The organism is Ruegeria sp. CDSC002, from assembly GCF_059610905.1.
Window position 1 is genome coordinate 54798 of sequence record NZ_JBXWOM010000011.1, and the last position, 25839, is coordinate 80636.

A 25839-nucleotide genomic window follows, 5' to 3' on the forward strand; every position below is an offset into this window, starting at 1 on the left:
GGTTGGCCGCAGGTAAGCTGCTGTCAAGGAAAGAAAAAGGCGACCCAATGGGCCGCCTTTCCAAGACTGTATGTGACGGATTCACTCGGCCGCGATGGCGTCTTCGATCTTTTCGACGCGAATGGCCGAGAACTTGAACTCGGGGATCTTGCCGTAAGGGTCGATGGCCGAGTTGGTCAGAATGTTCGCCGCCGCCTCGACATAGGCGAACGGGATGAACACCATATCTTCGGCGATCGCCCGGTCGGCTCGAACCATGATCTCGATCGAGCCACGACGGGTGGTGAGACGGATCATTTCGCCCGGCTCGATCCCCATCAGCTTCAGCTGGCGCGGGTTCATCGAACAGTTTGCTTCCGGTTCCACAGCATCCAGAACGTTGGACCGGCGAGTCATCGACCCGGTGTGCCAGTGTTCCAGCTGACGGCCGGTTGTTGCAATCATCGGGTATTCCTCATCCGGCGCTTCATCCGGCGGGATGACACTGGCCGGGGTGAACTTGGCCCGTCCGTCTGTCCGCGGGAAGCCATCACCGAACACGATCGCCTGTCCCGGATCGGTTTCACTGAGCGACGGATAGGTGATCGTCTCGGTCTCAAGCCGCTCCCAGGTGATGTTGTCGAGTGACGCCATGGTCAGTTTCATCTCATCAAACACCTGGCTTACATCGGTGTAATCCCAGTTCAGCCCGATGCGCTGCGCAAGCTCAACGGTGATTTTCCAGTCCTCACGCGCCTCACCCGGAGGTGCCACAGCCGGACGCACACGCTGAACCTGACGGTTGGTGTTCGACACGGTGCCGTTCTTTTCATACAACGCCGAGGCAGGCAGGATGATGTCGGCATAGTTGGCCGTTTCGGTCAGGAAAATATCCTGCACGATCATCAGCTCCAACTTTGCCAAAGCTTCCCGTGCGTGACCAACATCAGGGTCGGACATAGCCGGGTTTTCACCCTGAATATACATGCCCTTGATGTTACCCGCGTAGGCCTGATCAATGATCTCGGTGACGGTCAGGCCCTTCTCGTTAGAGAAGTCGTCCGAGTTCCAGACGTTGTTGAATTTGGCCCGAATGCCGTCATCCATTACCGACTGATAATCTGGCAGGAACATCGGGATCAGACCCGCGTCAGACGCGCCCTGCACGTTGTTCTGGCCACGCAGCGGGTGCAGACCCGCGCCGGGTTTACCAACATTGCCGGTCATCAATGCCAGCGAGATCAGGCATCGCGAGTTATCGGTGCCGTGAATGTGCTGACTGACGCCCATACCCCAGAAGATCAGACCAGCCTTAGCCTGCGCGAAGGTACGCGCGACACGGCGCAGCTGTTCTGGCTCAATGCCACAAATGGGCGCCATTGCCTCGGGCGTGAAGGCGCGCAGATGCTCTTTTTCGGCTTCCCAGTTCTCGGTCCAGCGGTGGATGTACTGGCTGTCGTACAGTTCCTCTTCGACGATCACGTTCATGATCGCGTTGAGCATCGAAACATCGGCACCGGGGCGGAACTGCAGCATTTCGTCTGCGAACTTGCGCATACCGACGCCGCGCGGGTCCATCACGATCAGCTTGCCACCGCGCTTGGTGAACTGCTTGAAGTAGGTTGCCGCCACGGGGTGGTTTTCGATTGGGTTGGCCCCGATGATGATAACCACATCCGAGTTCTCGACCTCGTTAAAGGTGGCCGTCACCGCGCCTGAGCCCACGTTCTCGATCAGCGCCGCCACGGACGAGGCATGGCACAGACGGGTGCAGTGGTCGACGTTGTTGTGCTTGAAGCCCTGACGAATGAACTTCTGGAAAAGATAAGCTTCTTCGTTGGTGCATTTGGCCGAACCAAAGCCAGCAACGTTGCGCGGATCTTCATCACGCAGCGCCTTCAGCTTGGTGGCCGCCAGATCCATTGCCTCTTCCCAAGTCGTCTCGCGGAAATGAGTGCCCAGATTGCCCGGATCGACATTCAACCCTTTTGCAGGCGCATCCTCACGCCGGATCAGCGGTTTGGTCAGGCGGTGTGGGTGGTGGATATAGTCGAAACCAAAGCGGCCTTTGACGCATAAGCGGCCTTCGTTGGCCGGGCCGTTGATGCCCTCGACGTACTTGACCTTGCCGTCCTTGACCTTCAGCGAGACTTTGCAGCCGACGCCGCAGAACGGGCAGACGCTTTCGGTCTCGGAATCGTAGTCTTTGCTGTCGCCCTGCTGCTTTTCGTCCAACACAGTGGCTGGCATCAACGCACCGGTCGGGCAGGCTTGAACACATTCACCACAGGCGACACAGGTCGAATCCCCCATCGGGTCGTTCTGGTCAAACACCACCTGCGCGGTGTGTCCGCGACCGGCCATGCCGATCACGTCATTCACCTGCACGTCGCGACAAGCACGGACACAGAGGTTGCAGTTGATGCAAGCGTCCAGATTGACGCGCATCGCAACGTGGCTGTCATCCAGCAGAGGGATCTTCTCGGCCTCTTTCGCCGGGAAGCGACTGTCGCTGACATCGTTCAGCTTGGCCATATCCCAGAAGTGGCTAGATTTATCGTGCGCCTCCTCGGGTTGGTCGGCGACCAGCAATTCCATGACTATTGCGCGCGATTTCTCGGCCCGATCACTATCGGTTTTTACCACCATTCCGTCCGCAGCCGGACGGATGCACGAGGCGACCAGAGTGCGCTCGCCCTCCACCTCGACCATACAGGCGCGACAGTTGCCATCCGGTTTATAGCCGGGTTGAGGCTTGTGACATAAGTGCGGGATCGTGAACCCCTGCCCCTTGGCGGCTTCCCAGATGGTCCAGCCCTCGGGCACGGTGACATCATCGCCGTTCAGGTTGAAGGTGACGGTCTTGGTTGGGCTTGCATCAAGCATGGCTCTGTCTCCCTCAGATTTCGTCAGCAAAGTGTTTCATGACCAGACGGATCGGGTTCGGGGCCGCCTGCCCCAGACCGCAGATCGAGGCATCGCCCATGACCTGGCACAGATCTTCCAGAAGATCCTGATCCCACTTGTCAGCCTGCATCAGCTTCACAGCCTTTTCGCAGCCCGCCCGGCAAGGCGTGCACTGCCCACAGCTTTCATCTTCGAAGAAGCGCAGCATGTTCAGCGCTGCATCGCGTGCGGTGTCCTGATCGGACAGAACCACCACAGCGGCGGATCCGATAAAGGTGCCATGTGGCTGCAGCGTGTCAAAATCCAATGGGATATCGTCCATCGACGCAGGCAGCAGACCCGAGGACGGGCCACCCGGCTGATACGCTTTGAAGGTCTGACCTTCGATCATGCCGCCAGCGGCCTCAATCACGTCCAATATGGTCGAACCCGCAGGCAGCAGGTAAACACCCGGCTTGGTCACCCGCCCCGAGATTGAATAGCTGCGCAGGCCCTTGCGACCATTTTTTTCGACAGAGTTCAGAATCTGCGGCCCTTCGCGGCAGATCTTCGAGACCCAATACAGCGTCTCGACATTGTGCACCAAGGTCGGACGATTAAAGACCCCAACCTGCGCCACAAACGGAGGACGGTGGCGCGGCAGGCCCTTCTTACCCTCGATCGACTCGATCATCGCGGATTCTTCACCGCAGATGTAAGCACCAGCACCCCGGCGCAGGTCAATGTAACCCTTTTCGACGATCCCGGCCTCTTCCAACGCGGCAATCTCGCGGGCGAGGATTTCCAGCACCGCCGGGTATTCGTCACGCATGTAGATGAAGCACGTCTCTGCCTCGACCGCCCAAGCAGCGATCAGCATACCCTCAAGGAAAACATGCGGCGCACGCTCTAGATAATAACGGTCTTTGAAGGTACCGGGCTCGCCCTCGTCACCGTTCACGGCCAGATAGCGGGTGCCTTCGTTCATGCGAACAAAGCCCCATTTTTTGCCGGACGGGAAGCCAGCACCACCCAGACCGCGCAGGCCTGAGGACAGAACGTCTTCTTGTACTTTCTCCCAGTCGCCGCTCTCGCGCAACTCTTTCAGCTTGGCGTAGCCACCGTTTGCCTCATAAGCAGCAAAGGTCTCGTATTCGGGCAGATGGGCGTGGGTGTCGTCGGCGGCAATTGCGGCCTGCACCTTTTCAGGCGTCGCTTGGTCGATGTGGTTGTGACCAATCTCAAGCACCGGGGCCGTATCGCAACGCCCCATGCAAGGTGCGCGCACCACACGCACTTCGGATGCATCCAAGCCATCTTCCAGCGCCTTCTGCAACTGCTGGGCACCGGCCATTTCGCAGGAGAGAGAGTCGCAGACACGGATCGTCAACGCAGGCGGCGGCACCTCGCCTTCTTTCACTACGTCGAAATGGGCATAAAACGTCGCGGTCTCGTAGATCTCGGCCTGACCGATCCGCATCTCAACCGCCAGCGCGGCGATATGGTCGGCGCTGATATGGCCGTGCTCATCCTGGATCAAATGCAGGAATTCGATCAACAGATCGCGACGACGCAGGCGGTCGCCCAGTAGGCGCGCAATCTCGGCCTGCGCCTCATCCGTGAACTGACGGCCTTTGGGCGTATGCCGCCCTTTGCCTTTACCTGACTTCCAGACGCCCTTGGGTGCGCCTGATGGCTTGGTATCTAATGGTGCCATGATGCCCTCCGATTAAGGCTCCGTGTCTCATCAGAATAGTATATCGTCAAATCGCTTATCGCTATCGCACGATAACGACACCTTATCACCGCAAAGACGTCACAACAGCGCGCAAAGCCCCAACCGTTGGCAATTCCGGGTCTCGGCTTAAGGTGGCCAGACAAATCGGTTTACTTACAACAGGATCGACCAGAGGCAGCACTTTCGTACCCTTAAGTTCACCCAGCGCCCGAACCAGAACGCGGGGGACAACGGTGGCTGCCAGCCCTTCACGCGCCATGACCATTGAGGCGGTAAAGCCACTGGTTTCAGCGACCACTTGGGGGTGGAGGCCCTGCTCAGCAAAGATGCGGTCCAGAATGCGACGGTTCTGCATCTGCGGCTCAAGCAGGCTGAGTGGAAACTCGGCGACCTGTGTCCATGGGATCGGCCCGATTTCTGCGGTCATATGTGACGGGATCAACAGCACGTAAGTCTCTTCGTACAACGGCTGCACCTGCCGCAAGTCGGTGCCAATGCTGTCGCCATAAGTGATCCCCGCATCCAGACTACCCTCATCCAACCGGTGCTGAATGGACGAGGCCGACATGGTTTCGATCCGTGTGACAACGCGCGGATGCGCCTGATGCAGCCGCTTGATCAGCCGACCGGTAAAGGCAATAGCGGTTGGGATCACCCCCAGTTTGAGTGTCCCGGTAATCTCACCCTTCGAGGCCAGAACCTGCTGTTCCAGCGCCTTTGTCTCATCCAGAATGCGTCGCGCGCGTTGGACGATCATCTCGCCTTCTTCCGTCAGACCCTGAAACCTGTTGGCGCGGCGCACGATGGAGACACCCAGCCGGTCCTCGAGATTCCGAATGCGCATGGAAAACGCTGGCTGAGAAATCCCGCATTCCTCTGCCGCTTTGGCAAAATGGCGATGCCGGGCCAAGGCGCTAAGCAATTGCAGGTCGCGGATTTCGATCATTTTTCGGTATCCCAAGGTGAGGCCAGAAACCCAGATTAGCGCCTTTTACGTTGGGGGAAAGCGATGTGTTCAGGTCAAAGACAAGGCATAGACATTGTTGAGATAGCCCTGATCCGCAATCTGGAACTGGGTTTCGCCAATCTGTACAAAACCATTGGCCAGATAGAAGGCGATGGCCGGATCGTTTTCTGCATTGGTGGTCAACCAGACGGAACCGGCCCGTTGCTCTCGGCAATGCGTCAGTGCTGCCGTAAGCAGGCGCGTGCCGATCCCTTTGCCGTGATGACGCGGCTGAACATAGAATGTCGAAATTTCCATACCCGACCACCCCGCGACGGGGGCATCACAGCCCGGAGAGACGCGAATGAACCCGTCGATCCCCTGTGAATTATTCGACACCAGAATGAACTCTTCCGGATCGCTGATCAGGGCAGCGATACGCGCTGGCGTGAACTCGGTCAGCGCGTAATCCGCGAAAAAACCGCTAACCCCGCGTTTGAGATAGGTGCCGATCCAGACTTCAATCGAGATCGCAGCGATGCTCGACGCATCTGAATGGTCCGCTTCACGCAGGGTCAATCGGCGCTCAGGTATTGAACAAGAAGTGCATCACATCGCCGTCTTTGACGATATAGCCCTTGCCTTCGGCCCGCATCTTACCCGCCTCTTTCGCGCCCTGTTCGCCATTCGCAGCGATGTAGTCGTCATAGGCGATCGTCTCAGCGCGAATGAAACCTTTTTCGAAATCGCCATGGATCACACCAGCGGCCTGTGGCGCAGCGGTGCCGGTGCGGATGGTCCAGGCGCGGGCCTCTTTCGGGCCGACTGTGAAATAGGTTTCCAGCTTGAGCAGGTCATAGCCGGCACGGATTAGACGGTCGAGGCCTGGCTCTTCCAGACCCATTTCCTCCAGGAACATCTGCGCCTCGTCTTCTTCCAGCAGGCTAATCTCTTCTTCGATCTTGGCGCTGATGATGACGTGGGAATTGCCCTGAGCCGCGGCCATTTCAGCCACGCGGGCGGAATATTCGTTACCCTCGGCGGCTTCTTCCTCGGACACGTTGCAGACATAGAGAACCGGTTTTGTGGTCAGCAGCTGCAGCATCGTCCATGCCTTGGCGTCTTCGTCAGAGACTTCGACCAGACGCGCGGGTTTGCCGTCTTCCAGCATCGCCTGCGCTTCAGCCAGTAAACGTTCCTGCTGCTGCGCCTCTTTGTCATTGCCTTTCAGCTTTCGCACCAGATTGGCGCGGCGCTTTTCGATGCTTTCCAGATCGGCCAACATCAACTCGGTCTCGATGGTGTCGGCATCGGCCACAGGATCGACACGGCCGTCCACGTGGGTCACATCGCCATCTTCGAAACAGCGCAGCACGTGGGCAATGGCGTCGGTTTCACGGATGTTGGCCAGAAACTGGTTGCCCAGCCCCTCGCCCTTCGAGGCGCCCTTCACCAGACCAGCGATATCAACAAAGGTCATCCGCGTGGGAATGATCTGTTTCGAGCTTGCGATCGCCGCCAACTTGTCGAGCCGATCATCGGGCACGGCAACATCACCCACATTGGGTTCGATTGTGCAGAACGGGAAATTCGCCGCCTGAGCAGCTGCGGTCTTGGTCAGCGCGTTGAAGAGGGTCGACTTACCCACATTCGGCAGACCCACGATTCCCATTTTAAAGCCCATGACGGCCTCCTGCATACCATTCGAGCGCTGCTTCTATGCAGGTCCGAGGCAATGCGCAAGCCGGACTGCAAAAGGCGCCGCCGATCCGAATTACAACATCACGACCCAGTTGCGCATTCGTGATCTTGCCCGGATTGAAACCAACACACTAAGCTCACCATGTAAGACTTTGTGAACAAACAAATAGTGAATATGAGATATGAAGTATTTAACTGCTACCGTTGCGCTGTTTTTAACTGCCCAAGCGGCGCATGCTCAATCCATTGTCTTTGGCGCCGGGTTCTCGGATTTTTCTGACAGCCTTTCTGACGATGAAGCCGTAATCTCGCTCGAATACCATCACCGTCCCTTTCACGAGGCCACGCGTTTTTCCGCCACATGGGGTGGTGCCCTGACCATAGATACCGCCGCCGACGTTCATATCGGGATTGGCCTGATCGGGACATACACCTTTGCCGACCGTTGGTTCGTCGAAGGAAGCGTTATGCCCGGGTATTTTTCAGAAGGTGACGCACTCAACGATCTGGGTGGTGAATTCCAGATTCGTAGCTTGCTGGGCCTCGGTTACACATTGAACAACGGCAACAGCGTGTCCCTGGCAATTACTCACAAATCGAACGCAAGCACACAGGACGATAACCCGGGCGTCAACTCCGTTTTGCTGCGGTATCATTACGCGTTCTGAAGCAATCTGCCTCGGCGGGATTGATTTCCCCTCAAAGTTTCTGCACATCAGGCCTGAACCTGATTGCAAGGACAGCTTATGACCCGTATCGACGCCAAGTTCGCCGCTCTGAAAGAACAGGGAAAGAAGGCGTTCGTCGCCTACATCATGGCCGGTGACCCGGATTTCGAAACCTCGCTTGAAATCGTAAAGGGCCTGCCCGGCGCAGGTGTCGATGTCATCGAACTGGGTCTGCCCTTTACCGATCCGATGGCAGACGGCCCGACGATCCAAGCCGCCGGTCAACGCGCACTGGACAGCGGCATGACTTTGCAGCGGACTTTGGATCTGGCCCGAGCTTTCCGCGAGACCGACGACACCACTCCGATTGTGCTGATGGGCTACTACAATCCGATCTACAGCCGCGGCGTCGATAAGTTCCTTGCAGATGCCAAAGAGGTCGGAATTGACGGTCTGATCGTCGTCGACCTGCCGCCCGAGGAAGACGAAGAACTGTGCTTGCCTGCGCAGGCTGCTGGATTGAACTTCATTCGTCTGGCCACGCCAACCACCGATGACAAACGCCTGCCCCGCGTTCTGCAGAACACGTCGGGTTTTGTGTATTACGTATCGATCACCGGCATTACGGGTGCGGCCGAAGCCCAAGCCACAAATGTTGGCCCCGAGGTCGCCCGCATCAAATCCGCAACCGATTTACCAGTGATCGTCGGGTTCGGGATCAATACACCTGAAAAATCACAGGCAATCGCAACTGTTGCTGATGGTGCTGTGGTTGGCTCTGCTATCGTCAGCCAGATCGCTGCGGGCAAGCCCACCGGCGAAGTTTTGGATTTCGTGAAATCTCTGGCTGACGGCGCCCACTCGGCCTAAGCGAAGCCTGATCAAATTTCAATGCGGTCGGCCATGTCCGGCCGCGTTTTTTGTTGCCCCGGGATACTTGACGTTGCCTCACAACGTCCCAGCGTTGCGAGGGCCTCAAATGGTTGGTAACAAACATCACCAATACTGCGAAGGCCGAACCTCATGCCCGTCATTACCAATATCGACGATCTGAAACGCATCTACGAACGCCGCGTGCCGCGCATGTTTTTCGACTATGCCGAAAGCGGCAGCTGGACCGAACAGACCTTCCGCGACAACAGCTCAGATTTCGAAGATATCAGGCTGCGCCAGCGGGTCGCCGTGGACATGGACGGGCGCTCGACCGCATCGCAGATGATCGGGCAGGATGTTGCGATGCCGGTGGCTTTGGCCCCAGTGGGCCTGACAGGCATGCAGCACGCGGACGGTGAGATGAAGGCCGCAAAGGCTGCTGAGGAATTCGGCGTGCCCTTCACCCTGTCGACCATGTCGATCAACTCGATCGAGGATGTCGCAGGGCATACAAGCAAACCCTTTTGGTTTCAGCTTTATGCAATGAAGGATCAGGATTACGTCGGTCGCCTGATACAGCGCGCCAAGGATGCCAATTGTTCCGCATTGGTGATCACCCTGGACCTGCAAATTCTGGGGCAGCGCCATAAAGATCTGAAAAATGGCTTGTCCGCGCCTCCGAAACTGACAGCCAAGACAATCGCAAACCTCATGACTAAATGGGCTTGGGGGATAGAAATGCTAGGCGCACATCGGCGCGAATTTGGCAATATCGTTGGTCATGCCGAAGGCGTTTCTGACGCCTCATCGCTGGGCGCGTGGACGGCCGAGCAATTCGACCCCAGCCTCGATTGGAAAAAGGTCGAAAAGCTGATGGAACAATGGGGCGGCAAGGTGATCCTGAAAGGCATTCTGGATGCCGAAGACGCGAAGATGGCGGCTAAGCTGGGCGCAGATGCCATCGTTGTTTCAAACCACGGCGGGCGACAGTTGGACGGGGCGCTCAGTTCGATCCGCGTTTTGCCTGAAATCATGGACGCAGTTGGTGACGACGTCGAAGTCCATCTGGACAGCGGCATCCGGTCTGGGCAGGACGTTCTCAAAGCGCTGGCACTTGGGGCCAAAGGCACTTACATCGGTCGCGCTTTTGTCTATGGGCTGGGTGCGATGGGCCAACAAGGTGTCACCACCGCGCTGGATATCATCCACAAAGAGCTGGATACCACGATGGCCCTGTGCGGCGAGCGGGATGTGAGTAGTCTGGGTCGTCACAACCTGCTGATCCCCGAGGATTTCGGCGGTCGTTGGCAGGCCTGATCTCGCAAAACCTTGCAGCAAACCATGTTAAACGGGGCTCTACGCCCACTGCAGCAAACTGCGAATCCCCTGGGATATTTTTTGCCAGATGAAGCTGGGGATCAGCTCTTCATCTGGCCCCAAATATCCCGGAGCGCGAGGCAGAGCCTCGCAAAGTATGAAGACCGCTAAAAACCCCTTTTCAAACCTGACAATTCAAGCTAAGGACGCGGCTTCACGCGGGCATACAGCCTTGGAGGATGCCCGCCCTAACATTGGAGAATTATCATGGCTGGAGAGATTCCTGATCTCGTAGCTCTGGAACGGACGGGGACAGGCAAGGGCGCCGCTCGTCAGGCACGCCGCGACGGCATGGTTCCGGGCATTGTATTTGGTGGCGACAAAGAACCGCTGCCGATTCAGATCCCGTTCAACGAACTGTTCAAGCGCCTGAAAGCTGGCCGGTTCAAGTCGACCCTGTGGAACCTGAAAGTTGAAGGCCAGGAAGACGTTCGCGTCATCTGCCGCGACGTTCAGCGTGACGTCGTCAAAGACCTGCCGACCCACCTGGATCTGATGCGCCTGCGTCGCACCACCAAGATCGCGCTGTTTATCCCGGTTGAGTTCATCAACGAGGAAGAAGCACCCGGCATCAAGAAGGGCGGCGTTCTGACCGTTGTCCGTCCGGAAGTCGAACTGCTGTGCACCGCAGGTGATATTCCTGAGAAGATCACTGTTGACGTGACCGGCATGAACATCAACGACGTTGCCACCATTTCGTCGGTCGACCTGCCCGAAGGCACCAAGCCGACCATCGATCGTGACTTCGTGATCGCGAACATCTCGGCACCGACCGGTCTGGTAACGGATGATGACGAAGAGGGTGAAGAGGGCGAAGTGGCCGTAGACGAAGTTGAAGTCGTCGGTCAGGAAGCCGAAGAATAAGTTCAGGTTTCAGTACCTTGAATTTGAAACGGGGCTCCTTTGGAGCCCCGTTTTTTTGTCGAATGCGGATCTTCGCGCTAGCTTGCCGCCGGCTCCGGCATTCACTCTGGCGGATTGAAATCACGGCCCCTACTGGCCAGGCGCGCCTCACCTGCTGCTGTTAGCGACAGGCAATGGCAGACGAAGTCTCACTGGAATTCCGATCCAATTCGAGGCATGAGGAAACAAGTCGTACAATGACGCGCGGAGCAGAACCATGAAACTTTTTGTCGGACTGGGCAATCCAGGGCAGAAATATGCCCGGAACCGGCACAATATCGGCTTTATGGCACTGGACAGGATTGCCGACGATCACGGTTTCCGCCCGTGGAAATCAAAGTTCCAGGCAGAAATCGCCGAGGGGCGGTTGGGCTCGGAAAAGGTGCTGCTGATCAAGCCACAAACCTTCATGAACCGCTCGGGTCAATCCGTGGGTGAGGCTATGCGCTTTTACAAGCTGGACTCAACCGATGTGACCGTTTTTCACGACGAGCTGGATCTTGCGCCCGGTAAGGTGCGTGCGAAAGCAGGTGGAGGTCACGCCGGGCATAACGGTCTGCGGTCGATCCATGACCATATCAGCCCGGCCTATGATCGAGTTCGTCTGGGCATTGGGCATCCGGGCCGTAAGGAACTGGTCTCGCCTTATGTCCTGAGTGACTTTGCTAAGGCAGATTCGGATTGGCTGGAAGACGTCTTACGGGGGGTTTCCGAAGGTGCCGGTCATTTGGCAGATGGCGATGGTGGCAAATTCATGAACGCGGTCGCATTGCGCACCGCACCGCCACGGTCATCAAAAACCGCTGCGGCCTCCTCGAAATCGGTCGCTGCAGCTACGCCTGAACCCGAGGCGGACACCAGGTCCGCCATGCAAAAACTGATGGACAAGTTCAAGTAAGGCCAACGATGTTGCCGCTACGTCTCAATTGCGAACTGCGCCAGTCCGCGCTCCAATGCACACCAAAAGCGGGAGGTAACATATGCGAACCCTGATGAAATGGGTGCTGCGCATCGTTTTGATGTTGGTGCTGGCAGCGGTGGTCGTTGGCGTTTGGAAGCGTGAAGAGATTCAGCGCCTGATGGCCGTGAACTCTCTGTTTTCCGAAGAAAAGATCATTCACAACTTCTCTCACATGGATGACGCCTTCCTGACTGTCGACCTGCCAAGGGGGGAAGGTGCGACATTCGAACTGCCCTACGGCCCCGGTTTTGACCTGCCCGAGGGCACGGACAAATGGGTCGAAGACCGGGCTGTAACCTCTTTGCTGGTGATGCAGGACGGGCAGATCAGGTTCGAAGAATACTATTTGGGGACCGCCCCCGAGGATCGCCGGATATCCTGGTCGGTCGCCAAAAGCTATCTGTCCGCCCTGTTCGGCATCCTGATGGCCGAAGGCGCCATCGACTCGCTGGACGATCCGGTGGTCAAATACGCCCCGAAACTGCAGGGCACCGCTTATGACGGCGCAACGATCCGCAATGTTCTGAACATGGCCAGCGGTGTGACCTTCGACGAGGACTATCTGGACTACAACTCCGACATCAACCGAATGGGTCGCGTCGTCGCCCTGGGTGGAGAGCTGGATGACTTTGCCGCCTCGCTGAACGAAACCTTCGTCGAGCCCGGCGAGACATGGCAATATGTCTCGATCGACACACACGTTATCGGCATGGTTGTTCGCGGTGCGACGGATCGGTCTGTGGCTGACTTGCTGACCGAAAAGATCATTGAACCTCTGGGCCTTGAACGCGACGGCTACTATGTCACCGACGGTGCTGGCGTGGCTTTCGTCTTGGGCGGGTTGAACTTCACTACTCGCGACTTTGCCCGGTTTGGACAGATGATCCTGCAAAACGGCGAGCATAATGGCCAGCAGATCGTGCCCGCCGAATGGATTGCGGAATCCGTTTTTCCGAGCGCCCCGACCGAAGCCGGAGAGATCGGGTATGGCTACCAGTGGTGGATCCCCGTCGGCGCGCATGAAGGCGAGTTTCTGGCCCGTGGCGTTTATGGTCAGTACATCTATTTCGACCAACCGCGTGGTGTTGTTATCGTTTCAACCGGGGCTGATCGCAGTTTCCGTGACGATGGCGTCAACGAAACAAACATAGAAATGTTCCGCACAATCGCCCAAAGCCTGTAAGGTGTGCCCATGCAAAAACTGGACAGCATAAACGTTCTGGGGGGCGTCCTTGCCCCCTGCTCCCGCGATCCACAGACCGGTTTTTTTCGGGACGGGGCCTGTAACACCTGCGCCGAAGATCAGGGCAGTCACACGGTCTGCGCGGTCATGACGGCCGAGTTTCTGGCCTATTCCAAGTATGTCGGCAATGACCTGAGCACACCGCGCCCCGAGTTCGATTTTCCCGGTCTCAAGCCCGGTGACAACTGGTGCCTGTGTGCCGGGCGGTTCCTGCAGGCCCATGACGAGGGCTGCGCGCCCAAGGTTGATCTGGAGGCCACGCATCAGCGGGCATTGGACATCGTCCCTATTGGAATTTTACGTGAAAATGCCGTCGAACCTGATTGACCTCAGGGGTAAAAAGACATCAAAGAAACCCGCCAGCCGACACTTTGTTTAGCAAGCGCGAAACCGTCAAAAAACGAGGTAGGCTATGAGCTTTATCGCCATGAACCGCTTCAAAGTCCGTTTGGGCAGCGAAGCCGATTTCGAATCCGTTTGGAAAGACCGCGAAAGCCGGTTGAAAGAACTGCAAGGATTTCAGGAGTTCCGCCTTCTGAAAGGCCCCGAAGGCGACGGGTATCGGCTGTATTCCAGCCACGTGATTTGGGACAATCGCAGCGATTTCGAGGCCTGGACCAAATCCGAACAATTCCGCGATGCGCACAAGAATGCAGGCAACGGCAAGACGCAGTCGGCTCTGATGGGACCACCTCAGTTCGAGGGGTTCGAAACGGTTTTGCATCAGAGCTGATCAATCCATGTCGCCAACACCGGATTGATGTTTACACGGCGCGGGCCAGATAGCCGCGCGATGTGCGCGAGGGCGGACCAGTTGGAAAACTGTGCTCCGCCTCCAACACCCACCCCGCCTCCTTAAGCATCTTGGCCACCTGTTGCGGTCTGTACGACCGGTGACGCCATTGAAGCCAAATAATCGCGTTGCACCAGTGTGGTTTACTGACGACCAACCACAGCTTTGCCGCAGGCGCGGCCTGCCTGCGCATGTGGCGCAGGGCATCGGTAGGGTTATCGCAATGCTCAAGGACATGGGCTGCCAGAACGCAATCAAAAGGCTGGGCTGGTGGAAAATCCTCCAACCGGGATCGCGCGGTATGGGTTGTAACGCCCCTTAGGGCCAGCGCACCCTCGGCCTGTTTCAGCATTTTCCCGGACGGCTCGAGCAGAGTGACTCGAGCTTCGGGCTGAATGACCGCCCGTGCCTCGGCAAAAGCACCTGTCCCGCACCCCACATCCAGCCCGTTCCGGCCTAGATCATCCGCTGAACCGATCGATAGAAACCCCAGATAGGCATCAAAATAGCCCAGCAGACGCATCTTATCCGCCCAGCCGGGGGCTGCGGCATCGTACTTTTGAGCGAGTTTATCTGAACTGGACGCGTCCTGCATACCACGCAGCGTGGCATGAAAGACCCGGGGCGCAAAGCCCCGGGCGCGCGTTATCCGGCCGAACGGCCTTCGGTGTCGGACATATCAAAGTTCAGGTATTTGGCGACCGTCTGAACGTCCTTGTCGCCGCGACCACACATATTCATGCAGATCAGGTGATCCTTGGGCAGTTCCGGCGCGATCTTCATGACATGCGCCAACGCGTGGCTGGGCTCCAACGCGGGGATGATACCTTCGGTTGCACAGCACAGCTGGAACGCTTCCAGCGCCTCTTTATCGGTGATCGAGACATAGTTCGCGCGACCGATATCATTCAGCCAAGAATGCTCGGGGCCAATACCAGGGTAATCCAGACCGGCCGAGATCGAATAGCCTTCGAGGATCTGGCCGTCATCATCCTGCAGCAGGTAGGTACGGTTTCCGTGCAGCACACCCGGACGACCACCGGTCAGCGAGGCGCAATGTTCCATCTTTTCATTCACGCCTTTACCGCCCGCCTCAACACCGATGATGTTGACGCTCTTGTCGTCAAGGAACGGATAAAACAGGCCCATCGCATTCGACCCACCGCCGATGGCGGCGATAAGCGTGTCGGGCAAACGGCCTTCGGCCTTTTGCATCTGTTCCTTAGCTTCCTTGCCGATGATCGACTGGAAATCACGCACCATCGCCGGATACGGGTGCGGGCCCGCCACAGTGCCGATGCAGTAGAACGTGTCGCGCACATTGGTCACCCAATCACGTAGCGCGTCGTTCATCGCGTCCTTAAGCGTGCCACGGCCCGAGGTCACCGGAATCACTTCGGCACCCAGCAAACGCATACGGAATACGTTGGGCGCCTGACGCTGAACGTCGTGTGCGCCCATGTAAACGATGCATTTCAGGCCGAATTTGGCGCAGACGGTAGCTGTCGCCACGCCGTGCTGCCCCGCACCGGTTTCCGCGATGATCCGGGTTTTACCCATGCGCCGCGCCAGAATGATCTGGCCCAACACGTTGTTGATTTTATGCGCGCCCGTGTGGTTCAGTTCGTCGCGTTTCAGATAGATTTTCGCGCCGCCCAGATGCTCGGTCAGGCGTTCCGCGTAATACAGCGGCGAGGGGCGACCCACATAGTTCGCCCACAGATCGTCCATCTCGGCCCAGAAGGTCGGATCATCCTTGGCCTTCTCATATTCCTCTTCAAGCGACAGGATCAGCGGCATCAGCGTTTCGCTGACAAACCGTCCGCCGAAGATGCCAAACCGGCCCTGTTCGTCGGGACCGGACATGAAGGAATTGAATAGATCGTTGGCCATGGGTGTCTCCCTCGTCGTACCCGTTGTTCATAGGAGGTGCTGCCAGGTTTTGCCATGGCAAAACGTATCATTTCGCGGGTCTGTAGCGATGCTTCCAGATCCGCAGGGCCTGTTCTTCGGTCGGCACCGCGATGCATGAGAAATGATGGAACTCATGCGTGATGGACAACCGGTCCGATGCCTCAAGAACCCGCCTGTGTGGTCCCGAATGGGCAAATGTCAGCATGGCCTCGGCGTCTTGCCAAACGCTGAGCGAAAAGTAGAGCCCACCGTGCGGGAACAACTGCGCATGAACGCACAATGGGTCACCACGCGCCTGCTTCAACGCTTGCCCCGCGCGCCAAAAGAACTCTGGCGCGTTGTACCAATGGTTCAGGGTAACCCCGCCAATCGCTGCAAGCATCATTGCTCCTCCCCGACGTTATATACGGGGGAGGTCAGCAAGCAGATCAATGGGCGGCGGACACGAATTCAGAAATCTTAATGGAGTCTTTAACTCCCGGCGCGCTTTCGACACCCGAAGACACATCAACCTGTTTTGCACCGGTCATCCGGATCGCCTCGGCAACGTTATCTGGCGTCAGTCCCCCGGCCAGCATCCATGGCTTTTGCCAGTATTTCCGGCCGGCCAGCAGGCGCCAATCAAAGGCCAACCCATTCCCGCCCGGCAGTTCGGATGTACGCGGAGGTTTCGCGTCGATCAGCAACTGATCTGCAACGTCGGAATACAGGTCAATTGCGCTCAGATCCTCGGCCTCGGCGATGCCGATTGCTTTCATCACCGGCAACCCAAACCTGTCGCGAACCTCAGAAACACGCTGCGGTGTTTCTTTGCCGTGCAATTGCAACATGTCCAAGGGCACGCTTGCGACGACGCGGTCCAGTTCCTCGTCCGTCGCATTAACGGTTAGGGCAACCTTTGCCACGCCTGCCGGCACCAGCTGTGCCAGTGACGCGGCTTCATCAATGCCCAGATGCCGTGGCGATTTGTGGAAGAAGACAAACCCGACATATCGCGCGCCAGCATCAGCTGCTACGCGCACGTGATCAGGTGCGGTCAGCCCGCAGATTTTTACAGCTACGTTCGTCATAAAGGTGCCTTAGCTGGCTTCGTCCAGCAGAGCCAGAACGTCGTCCTTGCCCTCGTTCTGCTTTTTCTTGAGCTTCTTGACCTCACGCTCAAGCTTGCGCACTTCTCCGGTCTTGGTCGAGGCATCGCGGCGGTGTTTATGCTCGCGCAGCCATTCCCACAGGAAGCCGATGATCAAACCGGCCACGACGCCGCCCAGCACCACGATGAACAGTGGCAAAGACGTTGAGAAATTGAGCCCCAGCAACTCGGCCAGGGCATCCGGCATCAGTTTCAACTCGACCATCTGGCGATTGGCCAGCGAGATTGACACAAGAACGATCCCGAGGATCGCCAGGAAAGCATATCGAAGGTAACGCATCATGGTGTCAGGCTTTACCGTTCAATCGGTCCCTTAGCAACTTGCCAGTTTTGAAGAATGGAACACATTTTTCTTCGACCTGCACGGTTTCACCCGTACGAGGATTGCGGCCAACACGCGCGTCACGTTGTTTGACCGAGAACGCACCGAAGCCGCGCAGTTCAACACGGTCGCCACGCGCCATGGCATCTGTCACTTCTTCGAACACGGTATTCACAATCCGCTCGACATCACGCTGATAGAGATGCGGGTTTTCGTCGGCGATTTTCTGAATCAGTTCTGAACGGATCATGAGTGTTACCCTCCCAGGCGACCGGTTAACCATGTCTATACTTCTGGACAGTATAGGAAAAAACCGTGATCGGGGGAACGTAAACTCTGTGTGCAAAGCATTCATTTTACAGAAAAGTCGCGCGATTTTTTGCTTGTTCAGGCAAAATCCGCTCTTAAAGCGTGAACGACGGCCGTAATGAGCCCAAATTTTGGAACATATTGATTCGCAACAAAAACGGCCCCGCGCGTCTGCACGGGGCCGTAAATTCGGCTGAAAATCCAGCCTGAGCTTAGTCGCCGGATTTCAGCGCTGCACCCAGGATATCGCCCAGCGATGCGCCCGAGTCGGAAGAACCGTACTGTTCCACGGCCTCTTTCTCTTCGGCGATCTCACGGGCCTTGATCGACAGACCCAGACGGCGAGTCTTGCTGTCGACATTGGTGACGCGGACGTCGATCTTGTCGTTAACCGAGAAACGCTCGGGGCGCTGCTCTGCACGGTCACGCGACAGGTCGGAACGACGGATGAAGGACTTCATGCCTTCGTATTCTACCTCGATGCCGCCATCTTCGATCGCAGTGACTTCGACAGTGATGATCGAACCGCGCTTCACGCCGCCAACGGCTTCTGCGAACTTGTCACCACCCAGGGCTTTGATCGACAGCGAGATACGCTCTTTTTCCACGTCAACTTCCGAGACAACGGCCGAAACCATGTCGCCTTTGCGGTAGTTCTGGATCGCATCTTCGCCACGTTCGTCCCACGACAGGTCGGACAGGTGAACCATGCCGTCGATGTCGCCTTCGAGGCCAATGAACAGACCAAATTCGGTGATGTTCTTGACTTCGCCTTCGACTTCGGTGCCCTCGGGGTGTGTTTCTGCAAACACTTCCCACGGGTTGCGCATGGTCTGCTTCAGGCCCAGAGACACACGACGCTTGGCGCCGTCGATTTCCAGAACCATGACGTCGACTTCCTGGCTGGTCGAAACGATCTTGCCGGGGTGGACGTTTTTCTTGGTCCAGGACATCTCGGACACGTGCACCAGACCTTCGACACCGGCTTCCAGCTCGACGAACGCGCCGTAGTCGGTGATGTTGGTGACGCGACCCTGATGGACCGAGCTCAGCGGATACTTGGCAGCAACCAGATCCCATGGATCTTCCTGCAGCTGCTTCATGCCCAGGCTGATGCGGTGGGTCTCTTTGTTGATCTTGATGACCTGAACCTTAATGGTTTCGCCGATCGTCAGGATCTCGGACGGGTGATTCACACGACGCCATGCCATGTCGGTGACGTGCAGCAGGCCGTCAACACCGCCCAGGTCAACAAACGCACCGTATTCGGTGATGTTCTTGACCACGCCTTCGACGGTCTGACCTTCGGTCAGGTTGCCAATGACTTCGGCACGCTGTTCGGCACGCGATTCTTCCAGGATTGCGCGACGCGAAACAACGATGTTGCCACGACGACGGTCCATTTTCAGAATCTGGAACGGCTGCTTCAGACCCATCAGCGGGCCAGCGTCGCGTACGGGGCGGACGTCAACCTGCGAACCGGGCAGGAACGCAACTGCGCCACCCAGATCGACGGTGAAGCCACCTTTGACGCGACCAAAGATTGCACCTTCGACGCGCTGGTCGTCGGCATATGCTTTTTCCAGACGGTCCCATGCCTCTTCACGGCGGGCCATCTCGCGCGAGATGACAGCTTCGCCACGGGCGTTCTCTGCGGCACGCAGGTAGACTTCGACCTCGTCACCAACAGCGATTTCAGGGGCTTCGCCGGGATTTGCGAATTCTTTCAGATCAACGCGGCCTTCCATTTTGTAGCCAACGTCGATGATGGCTTGGCCGGCTTCGATCGCCAGTACCTTGCCTTTGACAACAGAACCCTCTTCGGGCGTGTCCATTTCGAAGCTTTCGTTCAGGAGGGCTTCGAATTCCTCCATGGTTGTATCAGCCATCTGGCAGTGTTTTCCTTTACATACGTTTTTACTGGCCGAGCGGTTGTCTCCGCCGGTCTTGTTTCATGGTGTCATCGGACGTGATCCGGTGCGCCCCTGAACAACAAACACAAAGGGCCGAGGTAACCCGGCCCTGCTCAGTAACGTCATCCGGACGTTGACCGCCCTTGTGTAGACAGCGCGCGTATATGCGGAATTCCCAACATGTGCAAGAGGAAAGCCTTGATATACAGGGCATCGACCGCCGTCACACTTGGCACGCCATGTCCTAAACGCGCCGGTCCCGTTGCAACATGGATTGCTCAATCGCATTCAAACGCAAATAGGCATCATCAGGATCATTCGCTCCGCCTACCTTATCCCAAATGCGCAGCGCCGAGGCCGGGCTCCACGGCAAACAAGCCGTGGCAAGCCACAATCGCAATTCGGCAGGCAACGCGTCATAGGCCTGCATTGGCGATCCCGTCTGCCGGCGGCGTTTGATCCGGCTGCGCAAGTTTCGGTTCTTTCTGCGGTCAGTCATTGTGCGCTCCTTTCATCGGCGCGCACGAACCTAGGCTTTCAGGTGTCAGTGGGTCGTCATGCTCGCTCGAAAATTTTGATATGTTATTACATTATTTTTATCCGTATACAACCGCCCTCGTTAGGCGCAACTCCCGATTCCTGCGAAGAATGTCGTGTTTCGAACAGCAAAGTCCGCGCCAATTGCGAAGCTTTGAAAAAGTCGGAGGATTTCATGCGTCAAGACCTGAACTTTCTCGTCATCATTTCAGACGAACACCGCAAAGACGCAATGGGATGCGCTGGCCATCCGATTGTCAAAACGCCCAATCTGGATGCACTGGCCGCGCGCGGAACGATGTTTGAGTCCGCCTACACGCCTTCACCCATGTGCGTACCCACACGGGCGGCGCTTGCGACCGGAGACTGGGTTCACACGACAGGAAACTGGGACAGCGCAACACCCTATGACGGACATCCGCGCAGCTGGATGCGGCAGTTGCGCGATGCAGGGCGCGAGGTCGTCGCTATTGGAAAACTGCATTTCAGGTCCAACGAAGACGACAATGGCTTCTCGCGGGAAATCCTGCCGATGCACGTGGTCGGAGGTGTCGGCTGGGCCGTTGGGCTTTTGCGCGAAAACCCACCAGACTATGATTCGGCATCCGAGCTGGCGGGTGATGTGGGCGTCGGGCCCAGCACCTATACCGATTACGATCTGGACATTACCGCAGCAGCCGAGGCCTGGCTGGCCGATCCCGCGCGACAGGACAAACCCTGGGCTGCATTTATGTCGCTGGTCAGTCCGCACTATCCCCTGACCTGTCCCAAGGAATGGTACGCCCTTTACGACCCAGCTCAGATGGATTTGCCGGTCGGGTATGGCAAAGGGCTGCCTAATCATGAAGAGCTTCGCAACATCGCTGCGTTCTTCAACTACGATGACTATTTTGACGTACAGAAAATGCGCGAAGCCAAGGCGGCTTATTATGGTCTGACCTCACTGATGGATGATTGCGTGGGGCGCATCCTGAAAGCCTTGTCCGACGGTGGTCATGCTGAAAATACGGTCGTGATCTATGTATCCGACCACGGTGACATGATGGGGGATCAGGGGTTTTGGACCAAACAGGTAATGTATGAGGCCAGTGCAGGAATTCCGATGATCGCGGCCGGCCCGGGTATCCCGTCGGGGCGACGCGTCACCACATGTACCAATCTGACCGATATCGCTGCAACCGCCCGGGACGTCTGCGGCGTCGAAGCCGACGAGGGCAACACGGGTCAACCCGGCTTGTCTCTGATCGAGTTGGCAAATGCGCCGGACGACCCCGACCGAACCGGCTTCAGCGAATACCACGATGGTGGGTCAAGAACCGGCAGTTTCATGGTGCGATGGGACGAATGGAAATACGTCTATTATGTCGGACAGCCCCCGCAATTGTTCGACCTGTCAACCGATCCTCAAGAACAGACCAACCGCGCGCTGGATCGGGTAAATGACCCGCAGGTTCAGGCTGCGCTGGTCGAAGGGGAACGCCGTCTGCGAGAAATCTGCGACCCCGAAGAGGTCAACTCCTGCGCCTTTGCCGATCAACGCAAGAAAATCGAAGACCTAGGCGGAGAAGAAGCCTGCCGCACGGCCTTTGTCTTCAATCACACGCCGACCCCGTCCGAGCAGGAAAAGCTGCGTGAAGGACCCGCGCTTTAGCGCAGGTATTTTGCATTTCTCCAGTGGGTCCTCGGTCCGCGCAGCGCAGTTCAATGCTGCCACCACCGCAAAGCTGCGCCGAGCGCTAGGACCTTCTAGAACAGTTGCAGGTCCTTCTTGCCGCTTTGGATTTCGGCAAGGTTCGGCATGTTCTGGATTGCCACGGGTGCAAGTTGTTCGCCCGGCATCGCGACGGTCGGTTGCATCGCAGCCGCCATACCAAAGGCTGAGGGCTGCTCCAGCTCTCCTCGGATATCGCGCAACAGTGTTTTGTGATCCGGCATCGCCTTGAGGATCTGCGCAAGATCCACCTTCGCGCCCTTCCACCACTGGAACCAAATCGGTTTCTTCAACGGCCGCAGACGATCACGGATGCCGGTCCCATAGCCGGTGTCATAGACCTGCTTGCCCAAAAGAACCGTCTGATAAACGCGGAAATTAAACAGTGTGGCGAATTCGATATCGTGTTCCATGGGCAGGCGGTGCTGCCACAATTCCAGGTTTTCGGCCAAACGATCCGGTATCTTCATCTCTGTGCGCGCATCGATCCAATATTGATCATCCGTGCGGTTGCCCAGGCGATAGTGCAGACAGATGAAATCTAGGACCTCATCATACATCTGGTTCATTTGCCGGTTATATCTTGCCCGCAGCGATGGTTCGATGTCGCGTGTAGGCAGGTGTTCTGCGAACCAGCGCACCGCGTGATCAACCATATGGATTGCGGTACTTTCCAACGGTTCAATGAACCCGCCAGACAAACCGATTGCCAGACAGTTCTTGACCCAGGCATTGCGCACGCGCCCGATGCGCATCGGGATCACGCGCGGTGTCAAACCTTTGCCGCTGTCGCCTAGCCATTCGAGATATTCATCTGCCGCCTGATCATCCGTGCGATGCGCCGATGAATACACATATCCTGTGCCCACACGGTTGTAGAGCGGCACCCGCCATGTCCAACCGGCGCCCAGCGCGGTAGACCGGGTGACGCTTTCGATTTTCTCTGGGTCGGGATGTTCAATCTGCAACGCCATGGCGCGGTCGTTGGGCAGGTAATCCGAGTAATCCATAAACGGCTCACCCAGTGCTTTGTTGATGATCAAACCGCGGAACCCGGTGCAATCTATGACCATCTCGATGTCGTGGCGGCCCTTACGCTCTAACATCAGATGGCTGACATTACCCTGTTCATCCAGCTCAACCGCCTGCACCTCATCCTGAATGTGCTCCACCCCGCGCTTGGTGCAGACCTTGGTCAGCATGCCCGCAAATTTCACGGCGTCCAGATGATATGCGTAGCCAAACCGTTGTTCGAACTCGGGCTGACCCAGCGGTCGCCCGCCCTTGCACAGGCGGGCCAGATCGTCGTGCGGCGAGATGGATTGCGTAAAGTCCCGATCGCCATTGCCAAAGCGCAAGAAGTATTCGGCGGCTTCCAATCCTTCCAACAACTGACCGTGGGCAAAAGGGTTCACGTAGTCGATGCGATTGCCCTTTGCGTCCTTATTCCAATTGCAGAACTTCACGCCCAGCTTGAACGACGCATTGGTCTCGCGGAAAAAATCCCGCTCGGAAATGCCCGCTTGGCGCAGTGTGACCGGCATACGCGGTACCGTGGCCTCACCGACGCCAACGGTGGCGATATTGGGGCTTTCGATCAGGCAGATGCGCGGGCGATCCTTGGGGGCCGAGGTGCGTGAAAACACCATGTCCAGTATCAGCGCGGTCATCCAACCCGCCGTGCCACCACCCACGATAGTGATCTTACGCAAACGATTATTCATATTGTTCTGTCCCTGTTGGCTTGAGGGATTTTTTGGCTGCTTCCCCTTTTTGTTTTTGAGGATTGTTTGGCAGCCTTCCCTTCTGGCATGGGCAAAGCATAGCAGGTTTCCTGCGTCCAGCTAGGGTCTAGCGCGCCCTGACCTGAATGTACTTTCCTTCTTTCGGCAAAGCGACGCTCGGTCACGGCACCCTACCCCGGGCAGTACAAATAACCGCGATGCGTTAAAGGCAAACCGGGCCGCCGATGGACCGCAGCTTCTGCGCGGCAACTTGAAATCAGAGCAAACGCAATTCCCGGGCGCGTGTCAGATTTCCTCACCTTTTTTCAGAAGCTCTTCGATCAGATCGCGCTGCAAATCCTGGCTGTCGCCCCCTCCGAATTCCGCCGCGCCACCGGTGTACAAGGTGCCATAAGTCTTGGCGATATTCACTGTCTGGGCCAGCCCCGAGATCAGTTGATTCTTGTCCAGCCGGGATAGCGGATGGATGTACGCAGCCCACAAGATACCGTTCGCAATCGCGTAACGCGCATCCAGCGTACTGTCAAAATTCGCCTGCATCACGCGTTCAAGGTCAGCGGACGACAATTCTTCGGCGCTGCCAATCGCGACCATGGCCCGCATCCGGTCTGCATTGATATCCGTAACGACCAGCACCGTTACGTCCCCAACCTTCAGCTCAAACCCCGGTCCAAACGGTTTCGCGTCAGAATCGAGCGCAAAGATGATCTTTCCCAACCGTTCATACGTCATTGGGGGTTCCGGCTCAGCCGTCTCTTGAGCCAGTGCACTTCCGGCAAGGAAAATCATCAATAAGGCTAGTCGGATCATGGCATCACTCCTGCAGGCTATAGACCGACAATAGGGTCGGGGCGCAGACCTGACCAAACAAAGCTTGGTGAACAGTATTTCGAAGGCACCGACAGCTTTGAACGATCTGCAAGATACTCAGGGCTTTCTGCGATAGCTCGTTCAGAACCTAGTTCCTAGCTTTGGTTCAGCGGCTGGCGGACCTGCTGGCCGGACTCTGAACCGGAAAGGAAATACAAATGAAGTCTCTCGTTCTTACCACCCTGATCGCCACATTGCCCCTGATCGCAGCCCCGGCCTTTGCTGCGGATGAGATCAACGTATCAAACGGTATTTCTGCCGCAGGTGCGCCACTTGCCGCGCATGGGGTCGATCTGGTGACTCTCGTTAACGACGGCAACCCGGTCGATGGCTTTGCCACCCACTCGGCCACTTATGACGGCGCATCCTATTACTTCACGAGCGCCGCCAATCTCGAAGCGTTCGAGGCCAACCCGACGGCCTACCTGCCGCAGCATGGCGGGTTTTGTTCGTTCGGCGTTTCTGTCGGCAAAAAATTCGACGGCGATCCGGATCAATACCTGGTGGCTGACGGAAAGCTGTATCTGTTCCTGAACGCTGATACTCGCGCGGCGTTCCTTGAAGATGTCTCTGCCACATCCGAAACCGCTGACAATCAGTGGTCCAAGATCAAAAGCATCGCGGTCGGAGAACTGTAATCTGGCCACAAAAGACCAAGGCCTGCACGGTTACGACCGTGCGGGCTTTTTTGCTTCAATGACCTTGATAGCTTTTTCCAACGCGGCTTCGACGCCCAAATCTGACGTGTCCAGCAGGACTGCATCCTCTGCTGGCTTCATCGGCGCAGTGCTGCGTTCCGTATCCCGCGCGTCGCGCTCTTTTACGTCCGATAGCACCTGTTCACGCGAGATATCATTACCCTTCGCGCAGAGCTCAAGGAACCGACGCTCGGCCCGAACTTCGGGGCTGGCGGTGACGAACAGTTTCACCTCGGCCTCGGGGCAAATCACAGTACCGATGTCGCGACCATCCAACACAGCGCCCCCGCTGCGGCGCGCAAACGCCCGCTGAAAGTCAACCAACGCGGCCCGAACCTCGGGGATCACAGCTACTTTTGAGGCTGCTTGCGCAATCTCGGCCGTGCGCAAATCGCCCTGCTCCAACTCTTCGGGGGTCAATGCTTGTGCTGCCGCAATCGGCTCCAGTCCTTGCAAGGTCCGTCTGCCGACCGCGCGGTACAAAAGCCCGGTGTCCAGATGCGCGAACCCAAACCGGGCCGCGACCGCTTTTGAGATCGTGCCCTTGCCCGCTGCAGCTGGTCCGTCAATGGCGATTGTGAACTTTGAATCCGACATCAAAC

General features: G+C 57.3%; 26 protein-coding genes. 10 read left to right on the forward strand and 16 right to left on the reverse strand.

Annotation, left to right across the window (positions count from 1 at the left end; translation table 11 throughout):
• Nucleotides 1-81: 81 nt before the first annotated feature.
• From fdhF to ychF, 5 genes are all read right to left on the reverse strand, one after another.
• Nucleotides 82-2865, reverse strand: coding sequence for a formate dehydrogenase subunit alpha (gene fdhF, locus AC2FJE_RS18650; RefSeq protein WP_496757572.1), 2784 nt, complete (start codon nt 2863-2865; stop codon nt 82-84).
• A gap of 13 nt (nt 2866-2878) precedes the next feature.
• Nucleotides 2879-4582 (reverse strand): NAD(P)H-dependent oxidoreductase subunit E, encoded by a 1704-nt coding sequence (locus AC2FJE_RS18655; RefSeq protein WP_496757574.1) that lies wholly within the window; start codon nt 4580-4582, stop codon nt 2879-2881.
• Nucleotides 4583-4667: 85 nt separating this feature from the next.
• A complete protein-coding gene (locus tag AC2FJE_RS18660) occupies nt 4668-5549 on the reverse strand; it encodes a LysR family transcriptional regulator (RefSeq protein ID WP_496757576.1) in 882 nt (293 codons plus the stop codon).
• Nucleotides 5550-5618: 69 nt separating this feature from the next.
• Complete coding sequence (locus AC2FJE_RS18665) at nt 5619-6128, reverse strand: GNAT family N-acetyltransferase (RefSeq protein ID WP_496757577.1); 510 nt, start codon at nt 6126-6128, stop codon at nt 5619-5621.
• A gap of 7 nt (nt 6129-6135) precedes the next feature.
• Nucleotides 6136-7233, reverse strand: coding sequence for a redox-regulated ATPase YchF (gene ychF / locus AC2FJE_RS18670; RefSeq protein WP_108860977.1), 1098 nt, complete (start codon nt 7231-7233; stop codon nt 6136-6138).
• A 199-nt stretch (nt 7234-7432) separates the two neighbouring features.
• Between ychF and AC2FJE_RS18675 the strand changes: the two genes are divergently transcribed.
• From AC2FJE_RS18675 to hmuQ, 8 genes are all read left to right on the forward strand, one after another.
• A complete protein-coding gene (locus AC2FJE_RS18675; RefSeq protein ID WP_496757579.1) occupies nt 7433-7918 on the forward strand; it encodes an acyloxyacyl hydrolase in 486 nt (161 codons plus the stop codon).
• A gap of 78 nt (nt 7919-7996) precedes the next feature.
• Nucleotides 7997-8788 (forward strand): tryptophan synthase subunit alpha, encoded by a 792-nt coding sequence (trpA, locus tag AC2FJE_RS18680; protein WP_058279481.1) that lies wholly within the window; start codon nt 7997-7999, stop codon nt 8786-8788.
• Nucleotides 8789-8941: 153 nt separating this feature from the next.
• Nucleotides 8942-10108: an alpha-hydroxy acid oxidase gene (locus tag AC2FJE_RS18685; RefSeq protein WP_109312626.1), complete on the forward strand. Its 1167-nt coding sequence runs from the start codon at nt 8942-8944 to the stop codon at nt 10106-10108.
• A gap of 267 nt (nt 10109-10375) precedes the next feature.
• Nucleotides 10376-11032 (forward strand): 50S ribosomal protein L25/general stress protein Ctc, encoded by a 657-nt coding sequence (locus AC2FJE_RS18690; protein WP_058279479.1) that lies wholly within the window; start codon nt 10376-10378, stop codon nt 11030-11032.
• Between the two features lie 256 nt (nt 11033-11288).
• Complete coding sequence (pth, locus tag AC2FJE_RS18695) at nt 11289-11969, forward strand: aminoacyl-tRNA hydrolase (protein WP_282120703.1); 681 nt, start codon at nt 11289-11291, stop codon at nt 11967-11969.
• A gap of 82 nt (nt 11970-12051) precedes the next feature.
• Nucleotides 12052-13215 (forward strand): serine hydrolase domain-containing protein, encoded by a 1164-nt coding sequence (locus AC2FJE_RS18700; protein ID WP_282120704.1) that lies wholly within the window; start codon nt 12052-12054, stop codon nt 13213-13215.
• A 9-nt stretch (nt 13216-13224) separates the two neighbouring features.
• Entirely contained in the window at nt 13225-13602 is a 378-nt protein-coding gene (locus AC2FJE_RS18705) for a DUF2237 family protein (RefSeq protein ID WP_109312566.1), read from the forward strand.
• Nucleotides 13603-13687: 85 nt separating this feature from the next.
• Nucleotides 13688-14008, forward strand: a complete 321-nt coding sequence (hmuQ, locus tag AC2FJE_RS18710; protein ID WP_282120706.1) for a heme-degrading protein HmuQ — start codon at nt 13688-13690, stop codon at nt 14006-14008.
• Between the two features lie 31 nt (nt 14009-14039).
• On the opposite strand, the gene AC2FJE_RS18715 is transcribed toward hmuQ, so the two are convergent.
• From AC2FJE_RS18715 to AC2FJE_RS18750, 8 genes are all read right to left on the reverse strand, one after another.
• On the reverse strand, nt 14040-14663 hold the full coding sequence (locus AC2FJE_RS18715; RefSeq protein WP_282120707.1) for a class I SAM-dependent methyltransferase: 624 nt from the start codon (nt 14661-14663) through the stop codon (nt 14040-14042).
• 50 nt (nt 14664-14713) lie between these two features.
• Entirely contained in the window at nt 14714-15961 is a 1248-nt protein-coding gene (gene trpB / locus AC2FJE_RS18720; protein WP_282120708.1) for a tryptophan synthase subunit beta, read from the reverse strand.
• A 67-nt stretch (nt 15962-16028) separates the two neighbouring features.
• Nucleotides 16029-16367: a hypothetical protein gene (locus AC2FJE_RS18725; RefSeq protein WP_282120709.1), complete on the reverse strand. Its 339-nt coding sequence runs from the start codon at nt 16365-16367 to the stop codon at nt 16029-16031.
• 43 nt (nt 16368-16410) lie between these two features.
• A complete protein-coding gene (locus AC2FJE_RS18730; RefSeq protein WP_496757585.1) occupies nt 16411-17052 on the reverse strand; it encodes a phosphoribosylanthranilate isomerase in 642 nt (213 codons plus the stop codon).
• Between the two features lie 9 nt (nt 17053-17061).
• Nucleotides 17062-17412 carry a lipopolysaccharide assembly protein LapA domain-containing protein gene (locus AC2FJE_RS18735; protein WP_058279540.1) on the reverse strand — a complete coding sequence of 117 codons (351 nt, stop codon included), beginning with the start codon at nt 17410-17412 and terminating at the stop codon, nt 17062-17064.
• Nucleotides 17413-17419: 7 nt separating this feature from the next.
• Nucleotides 17420-17704, reverse strand: coding sequence for an integration host factor subunit beta (ihfB, locus tag AC2FJE_RS18740; protein WP_037310872.1), 285 nt, complete (start codon nt 17702-17704; stop codon nt 17420-17422).
• A 271-nt stretch (nt 17705-17975) separates the two neighbouring features.
• Nucleotides 17976-19652, reverse strand: coding sequence for a 30S ribosomal protein S1 (rpsA, locus tag AC2FJE_RS18745; RefSeq protein WP_058279471.1), 1677 nt, complete (start codon nt 19650-19652; stop codon nt 17976-17978).
• 268 nt (nt 19653-19920) lie between these two features.
• Nucleotides 19921-20175 carry a DUF6525 family protein gene (locus AC2FJE_RS18750; protein ID WP_496761289.1) on the reverse strand — a complete coding sequence of 85 codons (255 nt, stop codon included), beginning with the start codon at nt 20173-20175 and terminating at the stop codon, nt 19921-19923.
• Between the two features lie 213 nt (nt 20176-20388).
• On the opposite strand from AC2FJE_RS18750, the gene AC2FJE_RS18755 reads away from it, so the two are divergent.
• A complete protein-coding gene (locus AC2FJE_RS18755) occupies nt 20389-21864 on the forward strand; it encodes a sulfatase family protein (RefSeq protein ID WP_496757591.1) in 1476 nt (491 codons plus the stop codon).
• A 95-nt stretch (nt 21865-21959) separates the two neighbouring features.
• Here AC2FJE_RS18755 and AC2FJE_RS18760 read toward each other — a convergent pair whose 3' ends face one another.
• Complete coding sequence (locus AC2FJE_RS18760) at nt 21960-23648, reverse strand: tryptophan halogenase family protein (protein WP_496757593.1); 1689 nt, start codon at nt 23646-23648, stop codon at nt 21960-21962.
• A 306-nt stretch (nt 23649-23954) separates the two neighbouring features.
• On the reverse strand, nt 23955-24479 hold the full coding sequence (locus AC2FJE_RS18765) for a hypothetical protein (RefSeq protein ID WP_496757595.1): 525 nt from the start codon (nt 24477-24479) through the stop codon (nt 23955-23957).
• 218 nt (nt 24480-24697) lie between these two features.
• On the opposite strand from AC2FJE_RS18765, the gene AC2FJE_RS18770 reads away from it, so the two are divergent.
• Entirely contained in the window at nt 24698-25177 is a 480-nt protein-coding gene (locus tag AC2FJE_RS18770) for a YHS domain-containing (seleno)protein (protein ID WP_496757597.1), read from the forward strand.
• Nucleotides 25178-25207: 30 nt separating this feature from the next.
• On the opposite strand, the gene cmk is transcribed toward AC2FJE_RS18770, so the two are convergent.
• Nucleotides 25208-25834, reverse strand: a complete 627-nt coding sequence (gene cmk / locus AC2FJE_RS18775) for a (d)CMP kinase (protein ID WP_496757599.1) — start codon at nt 25832-25834, stop codon at nt 25208-25210.
• Nucleotides 25835-25839: the final 5 nt, after the last annotated feature.